Below are 24,064 nucleotides of genomic sequence, written 5' to 3'. Positions count from 1 at the left end.
TCAGGAGAAAATAAATGGGAAATGTATTAGTAGTCGGAGAAATTAAAGACGGCAATTTGAAAAAAATTTCTAAGGAGCTTGCTTCTTCAGGAAAACGTATAGCAGAATCTATAAGTGGACAAGTTGAGGTTTTATTAATCGGTGATGGAGCCGAGAAATTTTCATCAGAGCTTGGTGCTGTGGGTGCTGACAAAGTAATTACAGCAAAAGCAGGAGAATTTTCGGCAGAAGGTTACGCAAATATAGTTAGTTCAGTGGTTAGCGAAAGAAAGCCGTCTGTAGTGTTAATGCCACATACCAGTTATGGAAAAGACTATTCACCAAGAGTTGCTATCAAAACAGGGTCAGGAATTGTCGCTGACGTAGTTGGTCTTACTGTAGAAGGCGGAAAAGTAATAGGAAAAAAACCGATCTATTCTGGGAAGGCTTATGCAAATATTAAAGTAAACTCTGAAATTCAGATGTTTACTGTGAGACCAAATTCACAGGAAGTAGTCCAAAAGTCCGGTTCTGGTGCAACTGAGGCTTCAAACGCTGGCTATGGAGATGTAAAAGTAAAGAATATTAGCTCTGAATTAAGCGGTGGAAGTAAAGTTCAATTAGCAGAAGCATCAATTGTAGTGTCGGGTGGTCGTGGGATGAAGGGACCTGAAAATTTTCCTATGCTTCAACAGCTTTGCGATATATTAGGTGCGGCGCTTGGTGCTTCTCGTGCTGCGGTAGATGCAGGCTGGATTTCTCATACCCATCAAGTAGGGCAAACTGGAAAAACAGTATCTCCAAATTGTTACATTGCTTGTGGAATTTCTGGTTCCATTCAACACATGGCTGGTATGGGCTCTTCCAAGTATATTGTAGCGATAAACAAAGATCCGGACGCTCCAATCTTCAAAGTTTCTACTTATGGAGTTGTTGCGGACTTATTTGATGTAGTACCGGCTTTAATAACTGAGTTCAAATCAGCCCTCGGCTAAAAGTACCACTCATCAGAGATTATAAAAAGCGGGGAAATACCACGCTTTTTTAATTTTTTGTAGAAAAAAAAGAAAAAAATTGTGTTTTGATTTTTAGATATTTTTTTCTATTGTATTCAGTGTTTGTTAAAATCTATTTTTTATGATAAAACTTCTTTCAATTTTTGTTTTTGTTTTTTTTTATATAGATTTTCCTGTTTTTTCTGAACCACAGGATGAATTAAAAGCCTTTCTGTCTTCGATGAATAGTTTTGAAACTATTCGCGCCAATGTTACAATCAATGGGACTTTATCGGGTGTCTTATCCTATAAGAGACCAAACCAGATGCACATCAAATTATCGGATGGCAGGGTTATCTCAGCCAATGGAAGAGTCTTATGGATATATTCTCCGGCGAGTGCTGTTGCAGGAAAACAAGATTTAAAAGGAACAGGTGGAGGAATATCGAGTTTGTTGTCCGGGTATGAGGATGTTCTTAGTACTGGAAAAGTATTTAGACTGAAATCTTCAACAAAAGCCTATGAAGAAATAATTGTTAGTGTAGGACCAAACAATATTCTTAAAGCAATTCGACTAAAACCACAAGGAAAAACGGATTATACCGATATAAGTTTTAGTGCAGTACAAACAAATGTTGGTTTAGCTTCAAACTTATTCAATTTCCATCCTCCTGCAAATGCGCAGATCGTGGAAAACCCGTTTAATCAGAGGCAATAGTGGTTCCGCAATCCAGAACTGACGCACATAAAGTTTTTGCCAATCTCTATAGAAAATCTCGTTCCCCAGAACACCAGCAGAAAATTGATGAAATATTAACTCGATCCAATGATGTTTTTATACGAATTGATCTGATTAAAAAAGCAGATGAAGAGTTTTACAAATCTAAAAATGGTGGTGAAACGGAGGAAGAAAAGACATCAGAGAAGAAGCAATCTGCAAAGCCTCAGCCTAAAAAGATTGTCAAGCCAGAGAATAAACCTACTGGTGGAGGTGGAGGATTTTTAAGTGCTCTCTTTGGCGGAAATGCAGCAATTGCTCAATTTGCAAAAAATACGGGTGCAATTGAGTTAGGAATTTTTGGTAGAAAGCCAGCCATATCAAGTGCAGTAGAAGCAATTTTTAAAGGGCTTAGAGAAGATCAAATTATTGCGACGATTCAGGCGTTAAAACTTTGTGAAACTCAAGGGTGGAGACATTGGGCTCCACTTGTATACAATATCATAAACAATTATAATCGTTTTTTTAATTCATTTATAGGTTTAGACAGTCTTTTTATTGATGAAATTTCTGCGGAAACATTTCTGAATCGTTCTACAAAAATGCAGATGTACTACGGCAGAGTTTTGAGTCGCCCTGACACTAGAGATATAATTTTAACAAACGTACCAACTTTGGTAAAGTTAGATGAAAAACTTTCTCCAAAAATTGAATCCATACTTACAGGGTTGGATTACGGGTTGTCTTTAGAAGACCAGAAACCTACTCTTAGAGATGCGATATGCGCTTTTCATATAGTCATGTCAAAAAGAGTTGTGACATGGGATGAGATAGTTAGAGGATTCAATATATCTCCTATAGATGAGTTAAAATTCAAAAGCTCTCCAGAAGTCACAAAAGAAGTAGAGATGGCGATTGCTAAGCTGGAAGAAGAAATCAAGACCGGATTATTTAGCAAAAAAGAACTTCAAAATTTAAAGTCAAGATATTTTAGAATTGATGAAACTGGAAAACTCAATTTTGATTTTTTGAATGAAATAATAGACGATTATGTAAACCGCCATTATCCTGAAAGTATGCAGAATGCATCGGTAAAATCAAATTTTAAATCTATTCCACACAAGTTGCTGTATTTGATTATTCGTGATTTTCAATCTGTGTATTTTAGTTTGATCGAGGGATATATTAAAATCGAAGAAGGTATGCAGACGAAAGATGTTCTATTGATTCAGAGCGGGCTTTTCTTGGCTGAAATAGAGAAGATCAATATGCTGATTCGGTCGATTGATGGTTTCAATAAAAAATACCCCAGTTTTCAATATAGCTTTCAGTTAATGAGTGAAAAAATGATAAAGGGTGCTCAAGATCAAATTGAAAGTGCTCTTTTAAAGTTGCTAAGTGGTGCAGGAGAGATTTTTGGCAGGTTTGCTCAAAAAATTGATGTGCTTATTGAAAATCATTTATTAGCCAAAGAGTACGAAAGAAACGGGCAATTGAATGAGAAAATTTTAACAACACGAGAAAGACCGATAGAAGAGGTAAAAATTTTACATAGATTCATCCCTTATTACAATACGAAAATTATAACTCAAAGTAGAATAGCAGGAAAAACTATTGAAGAAGTTTTTACAGAGATGACAAAGCTACTTTATAATTATGCAATCATCTATAAAGACACAGCTACAACACAAAAACTAACCGCTCACAAAAAGATTGAAGCAGATCTTGCAAGAGCAAAAACCGAATACGAAAGGCTTGCCGGGAAACCTTTTGAGCAGGATTCACATTTATGAGAATATTATCAGGAATTCAGCCATCAGGCAAACTTCATCTCGGAAACTATTTTTCCATGATGAAAAAAATGATAGAGTATCAAAACAGTTCAGACCTGTTTTGCTTTATTGCCAATCTTCATTCTTTGACTTCTTTTACTGATCGTAAAACTTTAGAAGAAAATACCATAGACGCAGTTTGTGATTTTCTAGCTTTGGGAATTGACCCGGAGAAGTCAACCTTTTGGATTCAGTCTGACGTACAATTAGTTACCGAACTAACTTGGTATTTGAGTATGTGTATTACAGAGAGTAAATTATCTCTGGCTCACTCGTACAAAGATAAAATTGCAAAAGGGATTCAGCCTTCTGGTGGGTTATTTATGTATCCGATACTAATGGCGGCAGATATACTTGCGTTTAATTCAGATAGAGTCCCTGTAGGGAAGGATCAAAAGCAACACTTGGAATACACTCGTGATATTGGAATTCGGTTCAATCAGGAATTTGGAGAAACTTTTAAAATCCCGGAGCCGGAAATTGATGAGTCAACTGCGATAGTACCGGGAGTGGATGGGCAAAAAATGTCTAAGTCCTATGGAAATACGATTAATATTTTTGATACTGAGGATAAACTAAAGAAATCTGTTATGTCTATTGTTTCTGATTCTGCGGGTGTAGATGAGGCAAAAAATCCGGAGAACAGTGTAATATTTTCTATTTACTCATTGTTTTTAAATTCACAAGAAGAAGAGGAATTAAGGGACAGATTTTTAACTCCCGGTTTAAAATACGGAGATATAAAAAAAGAATTATTTTCTAAAATTATGGACTACTTTTTACCCTTCCGAAAAAAAAGAGAAATGATTGCAGAAGATAAAAAATTAATTCAGGAAATATTGCAAATAGGCTCTAAAAAAGCAATTAACGCGGCACTACCTCAACTCGAAAAGGCAAGACAAAACTTAGGATTAAAAGGGCATCTGTAGTGATAGAGAACTTGTATTCTCGTTTTCGTAAATTTAAGAAGACGAAGGTATTTAATATATTTTGTTATATATGGGTTGCACTATTTTCTACACTATCTTTTGCGCCATACCACCTAACGCACTTTGTTTGGATTGCTCCTTTTGGTTTGTTTTGGTTGGAAGAGAAATACATAGGGAAAACCAAAAAACTAATATTTCACGGAATTATGGTTTCTTTGTTTTTTTGTACATTTTCTTTTTTTTGGATAAATCACCTACTAGTAGTATTCGGTAATTTTCCTTTCTTTCTTGCTTTCCCGATTTTTCTAATCTATGCAGCAGTGTTCAACTTAAAGTTTCCTTTTTTTCTGATTGTATTTTCTTATTTTACGCGAAAGCTTGGAAGGCACCACACTCTAATTGCTGGATTTGTTGCGCTGTTGTCAGAATTTTTTACATTTCAATTATTTCCTTGGTATTGGGGAAATTTAGCAGCAGGAAATATATTATTGGCTCAGACAGCTGAATACGCCAGTGCTTACGGATTGACTTTTCTTATTTTTATAGTCTCTTATTGTATTTACAATTTGAATATTATGAGATTAGAAAAATTCATTCTACACAAGAAGAAAAGAATTCTTTATCTGAAATTTTTGTCCTTCCCTATATTTCTATTTGTATTTTTCCTAAGCTCAGGGTTTGCACTTTACAATAAATGGTCTAATATCTCTCCAAAATTTCAAAAACAAGTTTTAATGATTCAGCCGGATGCTCCTCTCGAATTTAGAGATGGGCGTTCTGTAAAAGAAACAATGGAAAACCTAATGCTAAGAATTGAAGAGTTGATCGATGTAGGATCAAGAGAGAAAAAACCTGATATTGTAGTATTGCCTGAGTCAGGTGTTCCATTTTTTTCAACAAACAAAACTCCTGCAACTACTATGTTTCGACCAAGCTATTGGGAAAGGTTTGAGTCTTTGATTTATCTTACTTCTCAAAAATACAAAGCGAACGTATTTTTCAACGAGATAGATGCTAGTTTTGCCGGTGGTGAGATCAATCAGAATGCCTTACGTTATCACAACAGTTCTGTTTTGTATGACCCGAATGGTCAAAGAGGTGAGTATTATAGGAAATCTTATTTGCTTGCGTTTGGCGAATATATTCCTTTTGGAGAAACGTTTGAATTTTTATATGATCTGATTCCGCAAGTGGGAAGATTTATACCCGGGGAAAGACAAAATTTAATCACGTACTTCCACACAAAAAACTCTGAAAAAACTTTTAAGAAAAAACATATCCAGTGGCAGGAAACAAGCTCACTCGGTCTGAATTCCTTGCGAGAGTATTATAAAGATAATATTTCAGTAACTGAAAGAGCGGGAAAGTTTTTGCCTTTGATTTGTTATGAAGTAATTATTCCTGAATTTGTCAGAAGGTTTGTACAATTGGAAGACCCTGATTTTATCTTGAATGTTACAAACGATAAGTGGTATGGAAAGTCAGTAGAAACTTATGAGCATCTCGATTTAGCAAGACTTCGATCTATTGAGTTAAGAAAATGGATGGTTCGCTCTACAAATTCAGGAACGTCAGTATTTGTAGATCACCTGGGTAGAATTGTAGATAATAAATTCACAGGTCAAGAGACAAGCGAATACTATTCTAAAACTATTGATATAATTAAAGAACGACCTACTTTTTATGCACTGTATGGGAATTTGCTTTTGTGGATATTTCTATCTATTGCCTTTATCTATTATTTGCATTCTGTTTATATTTCAAAAAAACTCCACTAATTAAAGAAATGTAACGATAATGGAAATAAACAAAATATTCGGAGATGTTTATGAAAATGAATCGATTGAATTTTTTAAAGAATTCTTCTATTGCCATACTTGCCCTAACAACTAAGAAAGTTCATTCAGAAGACAATTCTATTTTTAATACGAGTGCAAAAAAGAAAGAAACTATTACAATAATTGGGGGAGGTCTGTCGGGGTTGTACTCTGCTTATATACTCGGTAAGGCAGGTATAAAAACAACTTTGATCGAAGGAGGCGAGCGTTACGGAGGAAGAATTCTTTCATATAGAGAGGGCTCTGATTTTATTGGAGAATTGGGTGGGGAATGGATAACAACCGATCAAAAAAATATGCTTGGTCTTGTAAAAGAATTAGATTTGAAAGCTGTGGCGCATAACGTCCAAAAAGAAATTGTGTATAGTAAGGAAAATCGACCTTCTGAATTGAGTCAACAAACCAAACAAGCCTTAAAGAAAATTTTTGGGATGTATAGAGGAATGTCCGTAAAACAAAAGCACGGTTTGGATAAGATTGATATATACAACTATTTGAAATATCAAGATATTGCAAACGACGACTTGAACTTCATTGAAATGAAATATCGCATGAAGTATGGAGAGAGTATAAGGAGTGTCTCTGCCAATGGATTTTTTTCAGACTTTTCCAATTTAGAATTTCATCCTAAGACCGTTTTTAGAATAGATGGCGGAAATGACAATATTATTGAAAAGTTACTTTCTAATTTACACGATTCCGAAAAAATTTTAAATGACCCGGTAACTGAAGTAGATCAAAGAAATGGTAAAGTAAAAGTAAAAACAAAGTCGGGGAAGGTAATCGAATCGGATACTTGCATTGTTACTGTTCCTCCAGCTTTGGTTTCCAAAATTAAGTGGACACCGGATCTTCCGAGAGAAAAAAAACTCGCATCAGTTCTTATAAAAAATAGCCGAGCCGCGAAACTTCTTGTTTTAACCAAGGGAAGAGAATTTGGAGAAGGAGAAATTCATTTTATGAATGCACCACTTCAAAAAGTTTATTTTTCTGAAATCAATTCAAAAGAAATAAATTTGTTGAATGGACTTAGTATCGGAGATGCTTCTGAACTTTTTTATGAAGGAAAACAAAGCTATCTGAAAGAATTGGTTGCTATTTCTATGAAACGATATTCCTTAGAAGAAATTTTTGAAATAGAGAAAGTAATCTCAAAAGTATGGCAGAGCGAACCTTTGATAAATGGTGCGTTTACAATCTTTCCATCTGGCTCTCTCGATGCAAAAGAGAGTCTCAGAAGTCCCTTTAACAGAGTATTTTTTGCAGGAGAGGCACTTGCAGATGAAAATGGCTCGATGAATTCATGTATTGTTTCAGCCATTGGAGCAGTGAACATGCTATGAAAAGTCAGAGATGAAAATCGCCTGACGCTTCCGGTTGATAATTAATCTTCACAACTTTCCATTTTGCTAATCCCCCCGGAACCTTCCATTCTATAATATCCCCAACGCTGTATCCAAGAAGAGCTGTACCTATGGGTGCAAGGATAGACACGTAACCTTTTTCAGTGTCAGACTGGTCAGGATAAACTATTCTATAAGTTGTTTCTTCTTCTGTGTTCATATCCTTTAAAAGAATTTCAGAGTGCATGGTAATTGTATCCGATGAAACCTCTTCTGGTTTTACAATCTTGGCTTTTTTTAATTCGGCTTCAAGTTCTAACTGGTACTTTCTCAAAGAAGAATCAGTTGTGGGTGAGTTTACTAACTCTTTTAGTTTTTTCATGTCGTTTTCAGTAATACAAATACGTTTTGTCATATATGTTTTCTCCAATTAATTTTGTAGTTTTTAAATATCAAAAATACGATAAAAGATAAATAGATTCTTGTTTCTTATATAGTAAAGTAAAAAAAAGAAATAGAATTTCCCATAGCGCGAAAAGAAAATTAAGAAAAATATATTCTAAAAGATTTTTCTTAAAATTAATTTAGGCCGGCTGAAAAATGGGTCCTGACTTTTCGTCAAGTCTTTTGAACTTCACAGGAAAATCAATCTTGGCTTTATCGTTTTCGATGTCTTCGATTATAGTAATTACTTTTAAGCCTTCTTTCAATTCTACAACCGCAAGTACGTAAGGTGCCTTTTCTGCTAAGTGACCAAACCCGACCATTACGACTGTAAATGTGTAGATTTTTCCGTTTCCGTTAAAAGTGTATTCGCTTAAAGAATCGCTACCACATTTCATACAAGCAAAAGACGGATCGAGTGAATGAAATCCGCAAGAGTTACAAATTTTTCCTTTCAATTCGTTCATATTAAAAATCCCTCTGTAAAATATGCACTGCACAGACTGCCCCTGGCCCTCCAAGGACGTGAGTGAGTGCAGTTCTCGCCCCGTTGACTTGTCTTTCTCCAGACTCTTCTCTAAGTTGAAAAGTCATTTCTACTACCTGACCAACACCTGTTGCACCAATTGGATGACCTTTTGCCTTTAGCCCACCGGAAGTATTTACCGGAAGTTTACCTCCAAGTCTTGTGTTTCCATCCATAGTGAATGGGCCGCCTTTTCCTTTATCAACAAAACCGAGGTCTTCAATATTTATGATCTCTGTAATCGTAAAGCAGTCATGGCATTCTAAAACGTTTATATCTTCTCTTTTTAATCCAGACATTTTGAATGCTTCGTTAGCAGCACGAATGGTGGCAGGAAAAGCTACTGAGGTTTCTTTCATTGCAAGAGTGAAATAATCTCCACCTATGCCAGAGCCTTTGATAAGTACAGGCTTCTTGGAAATAGATTTTGCTTTTTCTTTTGTGGTGATTACTACCGCTGCGGACGCATCCGTAACTAAAGACATATCATGGAATCCGAGAGGAGTAGTGACCATTCTTGCGTTCATAATATTTTTTAGAGGAATTGCTTTTTGTTTGTGGGCGTAAGGATTTTTACTGCCGTGGAAATAGTTTTTTTCAGCAACAGTAGAAAGCATTTCTTTGGTAGTTCCAAACTCGTGCATGTGACGAACAGCGTTTAATGCAAAACCGGATGGACCTGAAATACAAAACCCGCCTTCAAATTCAAAGTCTTGTCCCTTGGCTACAATTCCCATTGTAGTCTCAGGGTCTTTAGTATTCATTTTTTCTACTCCAAGAACTAACACAGTGTCATAGACACCGTTGGCTACCGCAAGAAATCCTTCTCTCATAGCAAGACCGCCTGACGCACAAGCTCCTTCTAATCTAAATGCTGGTACATTTCCGATACCAAGAACTGTGGCTGCGTACGAGGCCATTGTATTTTGATTATTGAATTCGTTGCCGGCATAATTGCCTACATAGACAGCTTGAATTTCTTTTCTGTCTATTCCAGAGTCTTTAATCGCACCATTTCCGGCTTCCGTAACAAGCTCTCTCAATACCTTGTCGCTGTGGTTTCCATGTTTCGTTTGGTATGCACCAATAATCGCAACTTCTCTCATCTTTGTATCTCCGATTTATAAACCGATTGCAGTACCGCCGTCAACACGAAGCACAGTGCCTGTGACGTAGGACGCATCATCACTCAAGAAAAATTTTACTGCCCCTGCAATATCATTTGGAGTAGCAGCTCTTTTTAGAGGAACCATTTCCTTTAACATTTTTTGTATGTCCTCAGATAGAGCGCTTGTCATATCTGTCTGAACATACCCTGGGCAAATTGCATTCACTAAAACACCTCTCGAAGAAAATTCCCTAGCGCATACTTTTGTAAGACCAATAAGACCTGCTTTGGAAGAAGAATAATTGGCTTGTCCGGCTTGACCAAGTAGCCCTGAAATAGAAGAGATGTTTACTATTCTTCCTGAAGGAGCTTTAAGAATAAGTTTTGTTGCGGCCTTTGTCATTAAAAATGCACCTTTTAAATTTACATCCATTACAAAATCCCAGTCTTGTTCGGACATTCTCATAATAAGTGTGTCTTTCAACACCCCAGCGTTGTTCACAAGAAAGTCCAACCTACCGAATACTTCTTTTGTTTTATTGATAACATTTTCGCAATCTTCTGCCTTTGCAATATTACAAGCCACTCCAATTGCTTTGACTCCATAAGTGTCCGAAGTCTCTTTCGCTGCCTTGTCGCAGTCTTCCTGTTTTAAATCTATAAGAACGAGGTTTCCTCCTTCTTCTGCAATTTTATTTACGATCGCTCTCCCAAGTCCTCTTGGAGATGCAGTACCTGTTACGATTGCTACTTTTTCTGAAAATTGCTTTGCCATTGTAATATCCTTGTATTTAGAATTCTTTCTATTTCTCTTCATGCTTTGTACAATCGAAAATAGTGTCAAATCAATATTTGACACAAATGTCATGTTCTTGTAAAAGAAAAATTTCAGTCGATAAAACAGGCAGTAAATAAAAATATAGCACTTCTCTATGAATGCGGCACCTGCAAAAAGTCTTTTTTGGACAAATATACGATTATTTACTCAGGAAAATCGCCTCTCCTATCGACTCCGACTCTCGCTTAAATTGTTTACAAGGGTTTTTGCATAAGTGTTATAAATTTCTTTTGATAAAATAATTTTTCAGGGAAGTTATAAAATGCTTGTATCATAGATTCAACACAAAAACAATACAGAAGGCATTTATGGTTATAGTATTTATATTATTGATTTCGATTTTACGATTCGTGTATGCGGTTGGACTGGACGTATTACCAGACGAAGCATACTATTGGGAATGGTCGAGAAATTTAGACTATTCATACTATGACCAAGGGCCGGGTGTAGGATTTTATATCAGAATATTTACAGCAATTTTTGGTAATACTATTTTTGCATTGAAGTTTGCTACGATATTTGCATCAGCAGTGAGTATGTGGATAGCGTATTTGATCGGAAATTATTTAGAGTTTACTAAAAAAAAACAATATTTGCTCTTTAGTGTATTTTTGTTTATACCTGCTTTTTTTTCAGGCTCTCTTGTAATTATGCACGATACTTGTTTGATTCTTTTTTGGGTGCTGGCTCTGTACTTTTCTATACGCTATATTTACAAAAAGAGAAATTTAGACTTATATCTCACTTTTATTTCTCTTGGACTTGGCTTTTTAAGTAAACACACAATGGTATTTTTTGCGATTAGTTTGATCCTCTGGCTTATAGTTTCTCCAAAGGAATATTCCCTATTAAAGAATGTTCATTTTTATTTTTCGCTTGCACTTGCTTTCTTGATTATTTCTCCGATGGTGTTTTGGAATACTCAAAACAATTGGGACAATGTAGATGCGATTATTCATTTACGTTCCTCTGGAGGAAAAGAATACGAAGGCTCGAATATGGATAGTTTCGTCGCCGGTCAATTGGTGACTCTTTCTCCAATCTGGTTTGTAGGAATAGTTTTTATTTCTATAACAGGGATTTACTTTTGGATAGTAGAGAAAGAGAATAAGTGGGATTTTTGGAATTCATTGGATGGCATAGATTCAGCCAGAAAATTATTGGTGATAAATGCTGCGATTCTACCTCTATTTTTTTTCTATTTGTCCTCAAAAAAAATGGTTCAAGCAAACTGGACATTTCCTTCTTACCCTGCAATCATTCTATTGATGATTTCTTTTGTCGGTACCAAGAAAACAAAATCAGGAACAGTGTTTGATAAATTAGTATATGCAGGGTTTGCACTTGCAATTTTAATAGATGCGTTTTTTCTTTTTCCGGGTGCAGTAGGGAAAACTTTGAATTTAAAAAATTATTCTATTCCAAATCCTGTAGAAAGATACAAGGGGTATAAGGAGGCAGTTACAGAAATTCAAAATTTCAAAAACTTAAAACACCCAGACAGTATATTAATCGCCAACCGTTATCAAGACGCTGCAATTGCTTCTTGGTATATAAAAAATCAGCCGTTTGTTCAGTCATTGAATATTTTACAAAAAAACCAATACACCTACTGGAGCAAAATGGAAAAAGGGAAGGACTATCTTCTTTTTTACATCCAAGAAAATACTTGCGAAAAGTCTTTTGTATTTTTTCAACCTCTACTCGAATCTATGTTTGAGGAAGTTATAGAATATCCCGAAAAAGAAATCGTTATGGATGGCATGTCCGTGAAACGGTATCAGATATGGTATGGTAAAAATTACAAACAGGATTGGGCGACTACTTTTTTTTCTCCATTGAATAACCAAATTATTTTTTTGCATAGCCAGGGTCTTATCGGTGAAGAATCAAAGGGAAACTCTAAATCTCAAAAAAGACTTATCGAGGCAGTGCAAAGTTATCTTTTGGGAAAAGGAGAAATCAATTGCTCCGTATTTTAATTAGACTTGTTTTTCTTTCTGTATTGATCTTTTTCTTTTTTACTTGCAAAGAAAAAGAAATAGCAACTAAAAATTTTAAAAATACAAAAATTAATTTCAATAATTTATGCGATAAGATTCAGGAATGTTACGAAAGCTATTACAGAACTATTCCCAACGATATGCAAGAAAGCCTTTCAGTCAAAAATTGCAAAAAAGAATACAAAGAAGACTTTGAAAAAAAACTATCTTTGTATTCCAAAGAGGATTTATTTGAATACGAAAATTGCTTTACTACAATGATGAAAACTCCTTGTAAAAAGTTTTTGATCATTTCTATGATTGATCCGGTCTGCACGAAAATAAGAGAAAAGAATAAGAAAAATTTCTCTAAAAATTCAAAAAAGCTCCATCGAGATTAGAATTATTTTACCGTGAAACCGTTTGCCTTAGCTAAATTGATTAAGGCTTCCTGTATGTCTCTGATTTTCTCTTGGGTAAATGTTTTTTCGTAAGTGAGAAGAGACACTCTATAAGTGACTGACTTACTTTTTTCGTCAAGATTTCCACCGGTAAAAATATCGTGAACCCATATACTTTCTATTTCAGGAATTTGTTTTTCTAATACTAACCTTGAATATATTTCCGTTCCAAAAGATTTTGGCATTAAAATTGAAATATCTAAATTGTCTCCGGGAAAAATAGAAGGAGGAGAAAACTGAAAATTGGATTTTGTATTTTTTAAAATCTTTAGAATTTCATCAAAGTGTATTTTCCCTATTAAGATATTTTTTTTTATATCGTAGTTATCTTTCCATCTTGGATGCAAAATTCCTGACTCGCAGATTTTGATTCCATCATACAAAAATTGAACAGATGAATTTGGATGAAAATAGTTTATAACCAAAGGTGTAATTTGAAACTTTGTAATATTCAACCGACATAGAACTAACTCAAAAACTTTTCTGAAACTCAAAAGCTCTTTTTCAAAAGTATATAAATTTTTTTCCGTACTCTTCTGATTTAGAAAAGCTCCCAAACCAAAAAATTTATTTTCTGTAGTTTCATTATTTTTTTCTAAGTGGTACGTTCTGCCGAATTCAAAAATTCTTGCCGATTCAAACCTGTCCTCGTTATTTGTTAAATTTTTCAAAATCGACGGATAGATAGATGTTCTTAAATATTGAAATTCTTCAGGCATTGGATTTTGGATTTTAATTTTTTCACTAGAATTTTCTTCAAAATTTGTATCTGTTTCAGACGCAAAAGAATAGTTGAACACTTCATTAAAATCTTCACTTTGACTTAAGATTTCTTTTATTTTCTTCTCTGTCTCTCTGGATAAATTTTTATGAACTGGCACTACCTCAAAGGTCACGGGGGTTTTAGGGATATTCGAGTAACCGATTGTTCTTCCGATTTCTTCAATAAGGTCTTCAGGGATAGTAACGTCGTAGTTTTGTCTGTAGAAAGGAACTTTTACTTTTAATGTTTGCCCTTTTCTCTCATGGTTAAATCCCAATCGAATGAGAATATTTTGTATTTCATTTTCACTTAAACAAATCCCTAATTTTTTTTGGATAAACTCAAAGGATATTTCTATGTAGGTAGATTTTTCTGATTCGTTATTATACCCGGCAGGAAGGCTTGCTTGTAAATTTGGACAACCATTTTCTTGCAATAATTTCAAGCATCTCTTTAATACAGGAAGTGATGTGGAAGCATCAAGCCCTTTCTCATAACGTATGGCTGCATCAGAGCGAATGTTCATTTTTTTGGAAGAGTGTCGTATGTCTTCCCTTTTGAAAACTGCTGATTCAAGGAGTAACTCACTTGTAGTGTCAGTAACCGAGGACTCTAATCCTCCCATTACACCAGCGATTGCAACAGGTGTGTTTTCATTTCTAATGATTAGAATATTTTCTTCTAACTCTCTTGAAGTTCCATCTAAGAGTGAGATAGATTCTCCTTTTTTGGAAAAAGAAACTTCCACTGTAGAATTTTTTAGTTTAGAATTATCGAAGAAGTGAGTCGGTTGACCCATTTCGAGCATAATATAATTGGAGACATCTACTACGTTGTTTATTGATCTATTCCCGCATTTTTCCAGACGAGTTTTGATCTTGTCTATAGACTCTTTTATTAGAATATTTTTAACGATACAGGAATAGTAAGAGTGTGCATTCTTATTTTCGATTGTATTGGACTGAAAAGTTTTTTGAAAACTAAATTCCTCGTCGAATGGATTTTTCTTTAAGGGGAGATTTAGCTGTGATGAAAGCTCTCTTGCAAACCCAAAATGACTCCACAAATCGGGTCTGTGTGTGATAGACTTATTATCAATAGTTAGAATTGTATCTTCTAATTGAAAATATTCCGACATTGAAATTCCGAGTTTGGTGGACGGGCTTAATATAAAAATTCCTTCACTTTCATCTGAAAACCCAAGTTCTTTTTCGCTGCAAAACATACCAAAGCTCTCGATATTTTTTAAGGTGCCGGGTTGAATTTCTTTTTCTAAGATTACAGTCCCCGGTAGTGCGAGCGGAACAATATCCCCTTTTTTTACATTTTGTGCGCCGGTTACGATTTGAAATTTTTCTTTTCCGTTGTAGGCTTCGCATACAAATAATTTATCTGCATTCGGGTGCTTTTCTACCAACTCAAGCCTGACTGCAATGATAGTATTTAAGTGGGGTAGAAAATTTTCTACTTTGTCTATTTCACAAATTGAAGTATTAATTTTCTCTAATACTAATTTTTTTTCAATAGAATCTAAATTTAGAAATTCGTTTAACCAATCCCAAGAAAGTTTCAATGAGTCCTCACATTACGAAATAAATTGTTTTAGAAATCTAAGATTTCCTGAATGTATATAACGTATGTCGTGTATCGCATAACGCATCATTACAAGTCTGTCTAATCCAAGACCAAAAGCAAAGCCTGTCCAGTCCTTGGGGTCAAGCCCTGCAAACTGCAATACGTTTGGGTGGACTAAACCACAAGGCAGTAGCTCAAGCCAACCGGATTGTTTGCAAACAGAGCAGCCCTTTCCTTCGCAGACCATGCAAGCAATATCTAACTCAAAACCAGGCTCCACAAAAGGGAAATACCCGGGTCGAAGTCTGACTTTTACTTCTCTTTGAAATATTTCAGAAAGCAGAACACTCATTGTATAGATTAAATTGGAAACAGAAATATCCTTCCCTACTACCATTCCTTCTATTTGATAGAAAGTATTTTCGTGGGAGGCATCCACTTCTTCATAGCGGAAAACTCTGCCGGGTGCAATGATTTTGAATGGTGGTTTAAGAGTTCTTAGAGTTCTTACTTGAATCGCAGAGGTGTGGGTTCTGAGTAATTTCCCACCCGAAACATAGAATGTGTCTTGCATATCTCTTGCGGGGTGATCCGAGGTAAAATTCAATGCTTCAAAGTTGTTATAATCTGACTCTACTTCCGGACCGTCCATGATTTGAAAACCCATCGAAGTAAAAATATCTTCGATCTCGTATTGAATCTTACTGACAGGGTGGATCGTACCGAAGTCCGTATTTTTTAACGGTCGGAGTCTATCATAGAATTCGTTTTTTAAATTTTCAGCGTAGTAGGTTTCTTTTAGTTTAAATCTTTGGTTTGAGATGAGTGATTCTAATTTTTCTTTAGCGTCGTTTGCCATCTGTCCAATTTTTTTTTTATCTTCTATAGACAGGTTTGCTAAATTTTTCAGCACGGACGTGAGCTTGCCTTTTTTGCCGATAAATGTTGACTTAATATCTTCTAATTCAAGCTCAGTTTTTGTAGAAGTAAGAGCCTCACTTCCTTCTTGAATAATTTTTAGTATTTCGTTTTCTAAGTTCATAATGAAAATTTTCTATCTCGTTCGACGAGCATTTCACAAAGAGGTTTATAAATTCCTCCAAAAGCTCCGTTTGACATAGCAAGAACTAATATTTTTTGTGTGGCATAAACGGGAATAATTTTTTTAAATTGAAGTAAAAGGTCTGCCGGATTTTTGCAGTAAACACTTCCTGTTTTGGAATGCTTAGGTAATTTACGAATAATTTTTTTAACATCGAGACGCATATCGGATGAAACTTTTTTCAGATTGAAAATTTCTGTTATAAATACAAAACTCGATCTAATAAAACATTCTGAAAATTCTTTTTGAAATACATTTCTGTGAGAGGTCGCACTTCTCGGCTCAAATAGGCTAATAATTTTAAAACCGGGAAATTTTTCTTTTACTGCTTTTATAGTTTCTTGAATTGCTACCGGATGGTGTGCAAAATCTTCTATGAAAATAGAATGACTCGACTTATATAAAATCTCTTGCCTTCTTTTCACACCCGAAAAATTAGATAATGCAGATACAATCTCAGAAAATTTTTCGGGAGCAATTTCATTGCATACGTTAACCGCTACCTCTGCGTTATTGTAATTGTGGGAGCCTATTAGACTTGTTTCGATTTCTGATTTCGTTTTGTTTAGAATCAGTTTTCCTTTTTTATAGGACAAGATAGAACTTGCAGAATTTATAGAATACGGACTTACTGGGATTAGTTTGACAGGTTTCGTGATTTCAGTTAAATTCTTAGAATTTTTCCAATAGAATATCTTTCCCTTGGACGGAACTAAATTTATAAGCCTTATGAACATAGATTTGATTGCATCTATATTCGGAAAAATATCTGCATGATCAAAGTCCAAAGAAGTCATAACTAAGTAAGTGGGACGGTAGTGTAAAAACTTGGAAGACTTGTCAAAAAAAGCTGAATCGTATTCGTCTCCTTCGATTACAAAATAATCCCCTTCTCCTATTTCAAATCCGGCGTGTCCGTCTTGGCGTATTCCTCCTACAAATAATCCGGGAGAAAGACCGATTTCTTTAAGTATATGGTGAATCAAAAAAGTAGTAGTCGTCTTACCGTGGGTGCCGGACACTACAATTACCTTTTTTCCTTTTAGAAAAAATTCTCCTATTGCTTCGGGCATACTCATATATTCCATACCGGAGTTTAGCATTTCTTCAACTTCGGGATTTCCTCTGGAAATAGCGTTCCCTACGATGATTAGGTCAGAACCATTTATATTTTCAGGTGAATAACCTTTTTTAGTCTTTACACCCCATTCTTGTAATTTTTCAGACATGGGTGGATACAATTCTGTATCGGAGCCACTGACCTCATGTCCGATTTTTTTGAGCATGTAGGCGAGGTTCCCCATAGCTATTCCGCCAATTCCGATAAGAAAAATTTTCAATTTAAAATCATCCTTACAATATTTAAAGCTCCAAACACAAAAAGCCCTCCTGTCAAAAGAAAAATGAAACTTAAAAGTAAAAAGTTTAAAAATTCTCTTTTCCCATAGTCGGATACATTTTGTAGGGAGTAAAAAGAGAGCTGAATCGAATAAAAAAATGCAATTGAAATAAAAAATAAATTCAATGGGACAGGAAAAATCCAAAAAATAGAAGAAGCACTAAAAGGGACAAAGGAAAGTAAAAGTAAATCCGGTGGAGGCAAAGTTTCATCTTGAGCACGATTGACTTTCTTGTAATACACTCTTAGAGAATCAAGATTTACAACTACAAAAATTACGAGAGGGTATATAATAAATGAAGTAGGAAGCCCTGAAAATAGTTTTTGAAAAAATGAAAAATCCATAGGTGAGCTGTCGGTAAAACTCAGTATGAGGTTGAGCAAGAATTTTGAAATAGGCGCAAATACCCAAATAGTCAAATGAATTCTTAAAAGATCTGATTTACCGATAGTTTCATCGTTGAGATACATTTCGTAAGCGTTATGAGGTGCACTGAATATGTCGGACAGAATCCGAAGTTTGTTATCTGTGGAATCATTTTCCTTTGAATGAAAAAGCATATTTTTTCAAAATATAGAAAAGCGTACTAAGTGTCAAAGACTTTCAAGATTAAATTTTTAATAGGGATGGGTTGTTTTTTTATTGGTGGTTATTGGAGAAGAATATATTTTTTAAGCAAGTTTGGAATTCTTTTGATCTGTCGATCTTAGGGTAATTTTAAATTTACTGCCTATTCCTTCCTTGCTTTCTACATTTATATAGCCTCCATTTTTCTTGATAAATTCACTACAAACTAAAAGCCCAAGACCAGTTCCAATTTCGTTGTTTGTGCCTTTCGTTGTCAATTTTTCATCCATTTTAAATAGTTTATTTAGATTTTCTTCCGTCATTCCAAGTCCACTATCTTCCACTATCAACTGTACCGAGTCTTTTTCAGGATGGGCTGAGTAGTAAAGTTTGATTGTGCCTGACTTTGGAGTAAACTTAATCGCATTGTTCACGATATTTCTTATCACTGTGGAAACCATTTCCTTGTCTGCATACACAAAATTAGATTTGCTTAAATCTGATTGAATAATGATTTCCTTCTCGTCTGCAATTTCCTTGTATAGGGAAACTATATCGTTGGACAATTTGCTCAAATCTATTACCTCCGGGGATAAGTCGATCCTGTTAGTTTGTGCACTAGCCCAAAGCAAAAGGTTTTCAAGTAGAGAGAATTGTCTTTGAATTACCTCATTTAATGTTTCTATTCTGATGTAGTCTGTCTCAGGGTTGAATTTCTTTTCTTGAATTTTTGTTTTTAAATTATTAGAAAGCCAAAGTAAACCGGAGAAAAGATTTTTCATGTCGTGAGAGATTATTGAGAAGAACTTGTCTTTGGAAGAGTTCGACTTTTCTAATTCTTCCTTGACTATTTTTAAGTCGTGAAGTGCAACAGAAGATAAAATCAAAATATAGGCAATATTAAAACTGGTCTTTAAAAGTAACATCAACAATAGAAAAAATATAGCGCTGTTTCCGGCATCGATTAAGACTTTGAAATTTTCAGGAAAATATAAAGTCATGGCTACTCTGAAAATATTTGCAAATACAGTGAAAAAGGCTAAATAACCCGTAGCCAGAAAGTGGTAATTTTTGTATTCGTAGTTTTGATAGACTAAGTTAAACCCAGTTTTAAAAAGAATCCACGCAGCCGCGACAGAAAAAATAATGATTCTTAAAAAGAGTAGCTCGGTTCCCTCCATAAACAGATAGGAAATAAATAAGGCTGCGACCGGAAAAAAATTTAAGAGATAGCTTACTTTTTTACCAATTAGTTTACAAATACTGATATTATAAAAAGATAAAGAGAGGAGTATGAATACATTTGCAAGAATAACCCCAAAAAAATACGGCCATTCCTTCTGGTGAAAAACCAAAAAAAATCCTAAAGCCCAAAATACATTACTAAAAAACCAAATTAGAATTCCCTTTTTTTTGTACTTTTTTAAGTAAATGATTACAATTAAAGCTGAGACAATTACCATCATCCCCGTTTCAATTAGATTGGAAAGAGCTAAGGTTTTGGGATCCACAATTCTAAAATATTGGACTGAAATTTTTTGTAAAGTACAACCTCCACATAATGAAAAATATTGATAAAAAATTATATAAAAAATATTTTTCTTAATCCTGCTTTTTTATTTGACAATTCCAGCAAAATTGATATTGAAGAATTATGCAAGAATCAGGGAAAACTCCAAAAAATAAATTTATTCGAGTCTGGTCTTCATTAGATGTAGAAGAAGTAAAAAAACACCTGCTTTTGATTGACGACCTATATGGAACTTGTGCCAATTGCAAGCAACTCGGATTAAATTATCTGAAAGATTCTAATTGTCCCGGGTGTAAGACTAAGTTTAAGTACATTGCCACAAATCAAAAAAGCCCTTCCGATATCGCAAAGATTGCACAGAGAATTCATTCTGAGTCTTTGAATTTTGTTTTAATTGATAGAGATGATTACAACAAAAGTCTTGCATTTGATGCAGCAAAAGATTTGTTTAAATCATAGCGACTTGTTTTTTTGTAATGCTCTTTCTACACCAAAATAAACAGCCTTTTCTAAAATTTCTGGAGTTATAGGAGGTTTCCAATAATTAAATAGCGTAATTAGAAAAGATAGAAATGCTAAGCCAAGTCCAATCATCCATTGCAATAAGTTGAATCTTTTGTCCATAGAATGAATTAAGTCACCAATTCTTTTATCGCTTGCGGCGAATCTTTCATTCGATCTTATATCGCTTGTAGCAAATCTTTCATCCGATCTTTTCTCCATGGATGCAAACCTCTCTTCCGATCTTTTAAATTCTTCTTTCATTTCAAGGATGAGTAGCTTTACATCTGAAGAATCTGCTTTTTCTCTATTTAGATAAGAAACTTCTTCAATAATATCTTCAACTACGCTTATCAGATGCTCTTTTTTAGGAATACTTTCTGGCAAAGAGTCTGTAAAAATTTTTATATTAGAACGAATTCTTTCCTTTTTTCAATACTTATCATAATACTTTATTTTATTAAAAATTTTTATAAGTGTCAAGATTTATTTTATAGAAACAATACATATTAAACACTGATTTTGAAGAAAATATGGAAATTTAGAATTTTTTTATGCTATTTCGGCAGTTCTGTCTTCTATTAATTGAATCTGCCCCCGACTGGATTCGAACCAGTGGCCCTTTGTTTAGGAAACAAATGCTCTATCCACCTGAGCTACGGGAGCGAATATTACATCGGTTTTCGTTTTTGAGTAACTATTCTCTGGAAGTCATTTATATTGTTGAGAACGATTCTATCTGCATACAACTCGATTTTTCCGCTTTTTACAAATTGATTAATTACTTTTTGAACTTCACCTACAGGCTGCCCACACCAACTTGCTACGTCGTCCACAGTAAGATTCAACACTACTTCTTTGTAGTTTACTCCATGTTGTTCTTTTTCGGCTAACATTACAAAAACATCCGCGACCTTTCCTTGAATATCGTCCATGAGAAGTATCATTAACCTTCTTTTTGCATCGTAGATTCTAGTTGAAAAAATCGTAAGTAGTTTTAATGCAAGCTGTGGATTTTTAGTCATTAGCAACTCAAAATTGGCTCTATTAAAATTTAAAGCCCGAACTTCAGTCATTGCAGTTGCAGTGGCAGAACGAGGTTGCTCTTCGAGTATTGCCATTTCTCCAAAAATATCGCCATCTTGTAAAATATCCAAAGTCTTAATGGAGGCACCCACAGTTTTTGTGATTTTCACTTTGCCTTCTTGAATTAGATAAAAATCATTTCCGGGTTCATACTCACAAAAAATCATTTCATTGGGTTGAAAGACTTTTCCGAATTTTTCAAACATTGCTTCAAGCATTAACGCCATAATATCCTCAGGTTTTCAGCTCTTTAACTTTTTTTAAAGCTTGAGCTGTCATATCATCATTGGGTGCCATAGACGCAACTTTTCCGTAGAGCATTGCAGCCTTGGCGTTATCGGATTGGGCTTCTGAAATTTTTGCAAGAGTAAAAATCGATTCTTTGATCATCTCTCCTCTTGGGAAATTTCTAACATAATTAGAAAGAGTGCTAAACGCAGTGTCAAATTGATTCAAATGAAAATAGCACTCTCCAAGATGAAAATGGGCGTTTTCTTGATCACGCTTTTCAGTGGGATTTTTTATATCTATCCGGGAAGTAAGAGATTTAAAAATTTCGGCAGCCTCGCTATTCTTACCGGCCTTTGCGTAAGTGTGTGCTTTGTTAAATAGAGCCGATATAGACAGATCTTCGCTCCCTTTTGGTTTTGGAACTTCAGCAGGAGTATTTAGTATATGCTCGAGGTCGTTTTGAGAATTATGAGACTTATCCACTTCATACACTAATTCAGGCATATTGAACGGATACGCAGATCCTTTTCTTGCGAGAGATAAAAGCTCAGTTGCTCTTCCTGAATATTTTCCTTGGGGGTAGTGAGCCAAATATCTCTCAAAAGCGTAGATCGCATAATCTAAATTATTACTTTTGTAAAAAACCTCTGCTACATTCATTAGCTCATAAGCAGGCATCTTTGCATCGCCTTGGCCTAATAGCTCTCGAACTTGTCTGTGGATTTGGCGAAGCTGACTTGAAAAAACTTTTAACATTTTTAAAATCAGATGCGTTTTGTTCATTACAAAACTCTCAAACTCTGCGGGTTTAAAAACTAATACTACCGCACCACCAATCACTTGAGCAGTTTCTTCTCTTGGGTAATGCCCAAGAGAAGATTTTACTCCAAAAAACTCACCTATACGAACGTCTTCTTTGATTTCGTGTTTGTTATCTACAGTAGAATAAGTAAGGATGACTCGACCACTCTGGAGTACATAAATATCTTCCGATTTATCTTTTTCAAAATAAACAATTGATCCGCCTTTGTATGTTCTTAAGGTAGGTCCTGCCAATTTATTTCACCATATTTTTCTATTCTTATCGGATAGGCAAAAATGCCAAATCCTTTTTGTATCCCACTGCTTTTTGAATTGATTTTAATAAAGAAAGAGGTGACCCCTGTATAATTTTATCTGTATTTTGTATGGAAATTGTTTCCGTATTTATGCCAAATTCTTCAAAAAAAGGCAGCAAAGACATATCTCCATACACAGGCTTTCCATCTATAATTACCAATTTTACCATACTTAAGTCTGCTTCACATAGATTTTCATAAGGGTCACTTTTTTTAGTTTCCAGAATGACAAGATCGGCAAACTTGCCTTTCTCTATTTCTCCGCAATCTTTTTCTATCCTGAATGCTTTTGCAGGATTTGTAGTGAGCATTCTAAATATCTTCTTTGGATTTAATTCTTCTCCAAATGTGTTTTTATAGACTTCTCTTGCAGTTTTTATCTCTTCAAAAATATTCAATCCCCCAGCCATAGGAGTATCTGTCCCAAGACAAAGATTTACATTTAAGTCGAGTAATTTCTTTACATTTAAAGTTTTGTTGAATTTGAATAAATTAGAGTTTGGACACCATACAACAGATGCGCTTTTATCTGCTATAATTTCTAAGTCCCTATTTTTTAGACCAAGACAGTGAACTAAAACTGAATTTTCACCAAGTGCATTTTCTTTTTCCAAAAGTCTCAAGGAATCAACGGATTCAGGATCAAACCCTTCTGCAATTCCAGTGATATAAGGCAGGTTATTGGATACGGCTTCGGAATATTCTTTTTTAACGCCCTCCCCCCAATTCAAACTATAACTACATGCACTATGCGATAGATGAAATTTACTGATAATTCGGATTGGCATTCTTCCGATATATGGATCTTGAACAAAATGGGGAATGTGATCCATAACAGTCGTAACACAGGAGATTAAATTTTTGTAAGAACCCAACAGATACAGCTCTTCAGTATCAAGTTGTTGTCTTTCGGTATAGACTGCGGAAGATTTTAAATCATTGTCCCAAGCAAGCCAATTAAGATAAGGACGACCTGCTCCAACTCGAGGCAAGTAAGACGAAAGTAAGTGATCGTAAGAATTAATCAATCCCGGATAAATACTCAATCCGTGTAAATCTAATCGAAAATTTTTACCAGATGGGTTTTCAGAGATTTCTGAAATTCTATTTTTGTGAATTCGGATAGTTTGATTTTTTCTTATAAGTTTTGGTCCTATAATTTCTGCGTTGTATATTTCCCAATCTTGAAGCATATTT

The 24,064-nt window shown here is 34.8% G+C and carries 22 protein-coding genes and 1 tRNA gene; 9 read left to right on the top strand and 14 right to left on the bottom strand.

Annotated features, from left to right (window positions below):
* Window positions 1–14: 14 nt before the first annotated feature.
* The 6 genes from HS129_14230 to HS129_14205 all read left to right on the top strand — a co-directional run bounded on the left by HS129_14230 (window position 15) and on the right by HS129_14205 (window position 7,634).
* Window positions 15–974 (top strand): electron transfer flavoprotein subunit alpha/FixB family protein, encoded by a 960-nt coding sequence (locus HS129_14230; protein MBE7413193.1) that lies wholly within the window; start codon window positions 15–17, stop codon window positions 972–974.
* Between the two features lie 241 nt (window positions 975–1,215).
* Window positions 1,216–1,692, top strand: coding sequence for an outer membrane lipoprotein carrier protein LolA (locus HS129_14225; protein MBE7413192.1), 477 nt, complete (start codon window positions 1,216–1,218; stop codon window positions 1,690–1,692).
* Window positions 1,692–3,485, top strand: coding sequence for a hypothetical protein (locus HS129_14220; GenBank protein MBE7413191.1), 1,794 nt, complete (start codon window positions 1,692–1,694; stop codon window positions 3,483–3,485). Before HS129_14225 ends, HS129_14220 begins: the two co-directional genes overlap by 1 nt.
* Window positions 3,482–4,453, top strand: coding sequence for a tryptophan--tRNA ligase (gene trpS / locus HS129_14215; GenBank protein ID MBE7413190.1), 972 nt, complete (start codon window positions 3,482–3,484; stop codon window positions 4,451–4,453). Before HS129_14220 ends, trpS begins: the two co-directional genes overlap by 4 nt.
* A 2-nt stretch (window positions 4,454–4,455) precedes the next feature.
* The gene (locus HS129_14210; protein MBE7413189.1) at window positions 4,456–6,231 is read left to right on the top strand and encodes an apolipoprotein N-acyltransferase; all 1,776 of its coding nucleotides are present in this window, start codon (window positions 4,456–4,458) and stop codon (window positions 6,229–6,231) included.
* Window positions 6,232–6,281: 50 nt separating this feature from the next.
* The gene (locus tag HS129_14205; GenBank protein MBE7413188.1) at window positions 6,282–7,634 is read left to right on the top strand and encodes an FAD-dependent oxidoreductase; all 1,353 of its coding nucleotides are present in this window, start codon (window positions 6,282–6,284) and stop codon (window positions 7,632–7,634) included.
* 4 nt (window positions 7,635–7,638) lie between these two features.
* Here the strand turns inward: HS129_14205 and rnk are convergent, their stop codons facing one another.
* The 4 genes from rnk to fabG all read right to left on the bottom strand — a co-directional run bounded on the left by rnk (window position 7,639) and on the right by fabG (window position 10,487).
* Window positions 7,639–8,049, bottom strand: a complete 411-nt coding sequence (gene rnk / locus HS129_14200) for a nucleoside diphosphate kinase regulator (GenBank protein MBE7413187.1) — start codon at window positions 8,047–8,049, stop codon at window positions 7,639–7,641.
* A gap of 169 nt (window positions 8,050–8,218) precedes the next feature.
* Window positions 8,219–8,545, bottom strand: coding sequence for an OB-fold domain-containing protein (locus tag HS129_14195; GenBank protein ID MBE7413186.1), 327 nt, complete (start codon window positions 8,543–8,545; stop codon window positions 8,219–8,221).
* 1 nt (window position 8,546) lies between these two features.
* Window positions 8,547–9,710, bottom strand: a complete 1,164-nt coding sequence (locus HS129_14190) for a thiolase domain-containing protein (protein MBE7413185.1) — start codon at window positions 9,708–9,710, stop codon at window positions 8,547–8,549.
* 15 nt (window positions 9,711–9,725) lie between these two features.
* Window positions 9,726–10,487 carry a 3-oxoacyl-ACP reductase FabG gene (gene fabG / locus HS129_14185; GenBank protein MBE7413184.1) on the bottom strand — a complete coding sequence of 254 codons (762 nt, stop codon included), beginning with the start codon at window positions 10,485–10,487 and terminating at the stop codon, window positions 9,726–9,728.
* 371 nt (window positions 10,488–10,858) lie between these two features.
* Between fabG and HS129_14180 the strand changes: the two genes are divergently transcribed.
* Together HS129_14180 and HS129_14175 are read left to right on the top strand one after the other, a co-directional pair.
* Window positions 10,859–12,532 carry a glycosyltransferase family 39 protein gene (locus tag HS129_14180; protein MBE7413183.1) on the top strand — a complete coding sequence of 558 codons (1,674 nt, stop codon included), beginning with the start codon at window positions 10,859–10,861 and terminating at the stop codon, window positions 12,530–12,532.
* On the top strand, window positions 12,517–12,933 hold the full coding sequence (locus tag HS129_14175; GenBank protein MBE7413182.1) for a hypothetical protein: 417 nt from the start codon (window positions 12,517–12,519) through the stop codon (window positions 12,931–12,933). The genes HS129_14180 and HS129_14175 overlap by 16 nt, the downstream gene beginning before the upstream one ends.
* A 2-nt stretch (window positions 12,934–12,935) precedes the next feature.
* Here the strand turns inward: HS129_14175 and pheT are convergent, their stop codons facing one another.
* The 5 genes from pheT to HS129_14150 form a co-directional block, all read right to left on the bottom strand.
* Entirely contained in the window at window positions 12,936–15,329 is a 2,394-nt protein-coding gene (gene pheT, locus HS129_14170; GenBank protein ID MBE7413181.1) for a phenylalanine--tRNA ligase subunit beta, read from the bottom strand.
* Between the two features lie 12 nt (window positions 15,330–15,341).
* Complete coding sequence (pheS, locus tag HS129_14165; GenBank protein MBE7413180.1) at window positions 15,342–16,373, bottom strand: phenylalanine--tRNA ligase subunit alpha; 1,032 nt, start codon at window positions 16,371–16,373, stop codon at window positions 15,342–15,344.
* Window positions 16,370–17,773 (bottom strand): UDP-N-acetylmuramate--alanine ligase, encoded by a 1,404-nt coding sequence (locus HS129_14160; protein MBE7413179.1) that lies wholly within the window; start codon window positions 17,771–17,773, stop codon window positions 16,370–16,372. The genes pheS and HS129_14160 overlap by 4 nt, the downstream gene beginning before the upstream one ends.
* Window positions 17,770–18,393: a hypothetical protein gene (locus tag HS129_14155; protein MBE7413178.1), complete on the bottom strand. Its 624-nt coding sequence runs from the start codon at window positions 18,391–18,393 to the stop codon at window positions 17,770–17,772. Before HS129_14155 ends, HS129_14160 begins: the two co-directional genes overlap by 4 nt.
* A gap of 111 nt (window positions 18,394–18,504) precedes the next feature.
* On the bottom strand, window positions 18,505–19,755 hold the full coding sequence (locus HS129_14150) for a HAMP domain-containing histidine kinase (GenBank protein ID MBE7413177.1): 1,251 nt from the start codon (window positions 19,753–19,755) through the stop codon (window positions 18,505–18,507).
* 299 nt (window positions 19,756–20,054) lie between these two features.
* Here HS129_14150 and HS129_14145 point away from each other — a divergent pair, with 299 nt between their 5' ends.
* Window positions 20,055–20,390, top strand: coding sequence for a hypothetical protein (locus HS129_14145; GenBank protein ID MBE7413176.1), 336 nt, complete (start codon window positions 20,055–20,057; stop codon window positions 20,388–20,390).
* On the opposite strand, the gene HS129_14140 is transcribed toward HS129_14145, so the two are convergent.
* The 5 genes from HS129_14140 to HS129_14120 form a co-directional block, all read right to left on the bottom strand.
* On the bottom strand, window positions 20,385–20,819 hold the full coding sequence (locus HS129_14140) for a hypothetical protein (protein MBE7413175.1): 435 nt from the start codon (window positions 20,817–20,819) through the stop codon (window positions 20,385–20,387). The two genes, HS129_14145 and HS129_14140, sit on opposite strands and share 6 nt — an antisense overlap.
* 205 nt (window positions 20,820–21,024) lie before the next feature.
* Window positions 21,025–21,098 (bottom strand) — tRNA-Arg (locus HS129_14135).
* Between the two features lie 5 nt (window positions 21,099–21,103).
* Window positions 21,104–21,745, bottom strand: a complete 642-nt coding sequence (locus HS129_14130) for a Crp/Fnr family transcriptional regulator (GenBank protein ID MBE7413174.1) — start codon at window positions 21,743–21,745, stop codon at window positions 21,104–21,106.
* A gap of 7 nt (window positions 21,746–21,752) precedes the next feature.
* Entirely contained in the window at window positions 21,753–22,805 is a 1,053-nt protein-coding gene (locus tag HS129_14125; GenBank protein ID MBE7413173.1) for a tetratricopeptide repeat protein, read from the bottom strand.
* Between the two features lie 25 nt (window positions 22,806–22,830).
* Window positions 22,831–24,060, bottom strand: a complete 1,230-nt coding sequence (locus tag HS129_14120) for an amidohydrolase family protein (protein MBE7413172.1) — start codon at window positions 24,058–24,060, stop codon at window positions 22,831–22,833.
* Window positions 24,061–24,064 lie beyond the last annotated feature (4 nt).

Source organism: Leptospiraceae bacterium, assembly GCA_015075105.1.
Classification (GTDB): Bacteria; Spirochaetota; Leptospiria; order Leptospirales; family Leptospiraceae; genus JABWCC01.
This window is presented reverse-complemented; position numbering and strand designations above follow the sequence as displayed.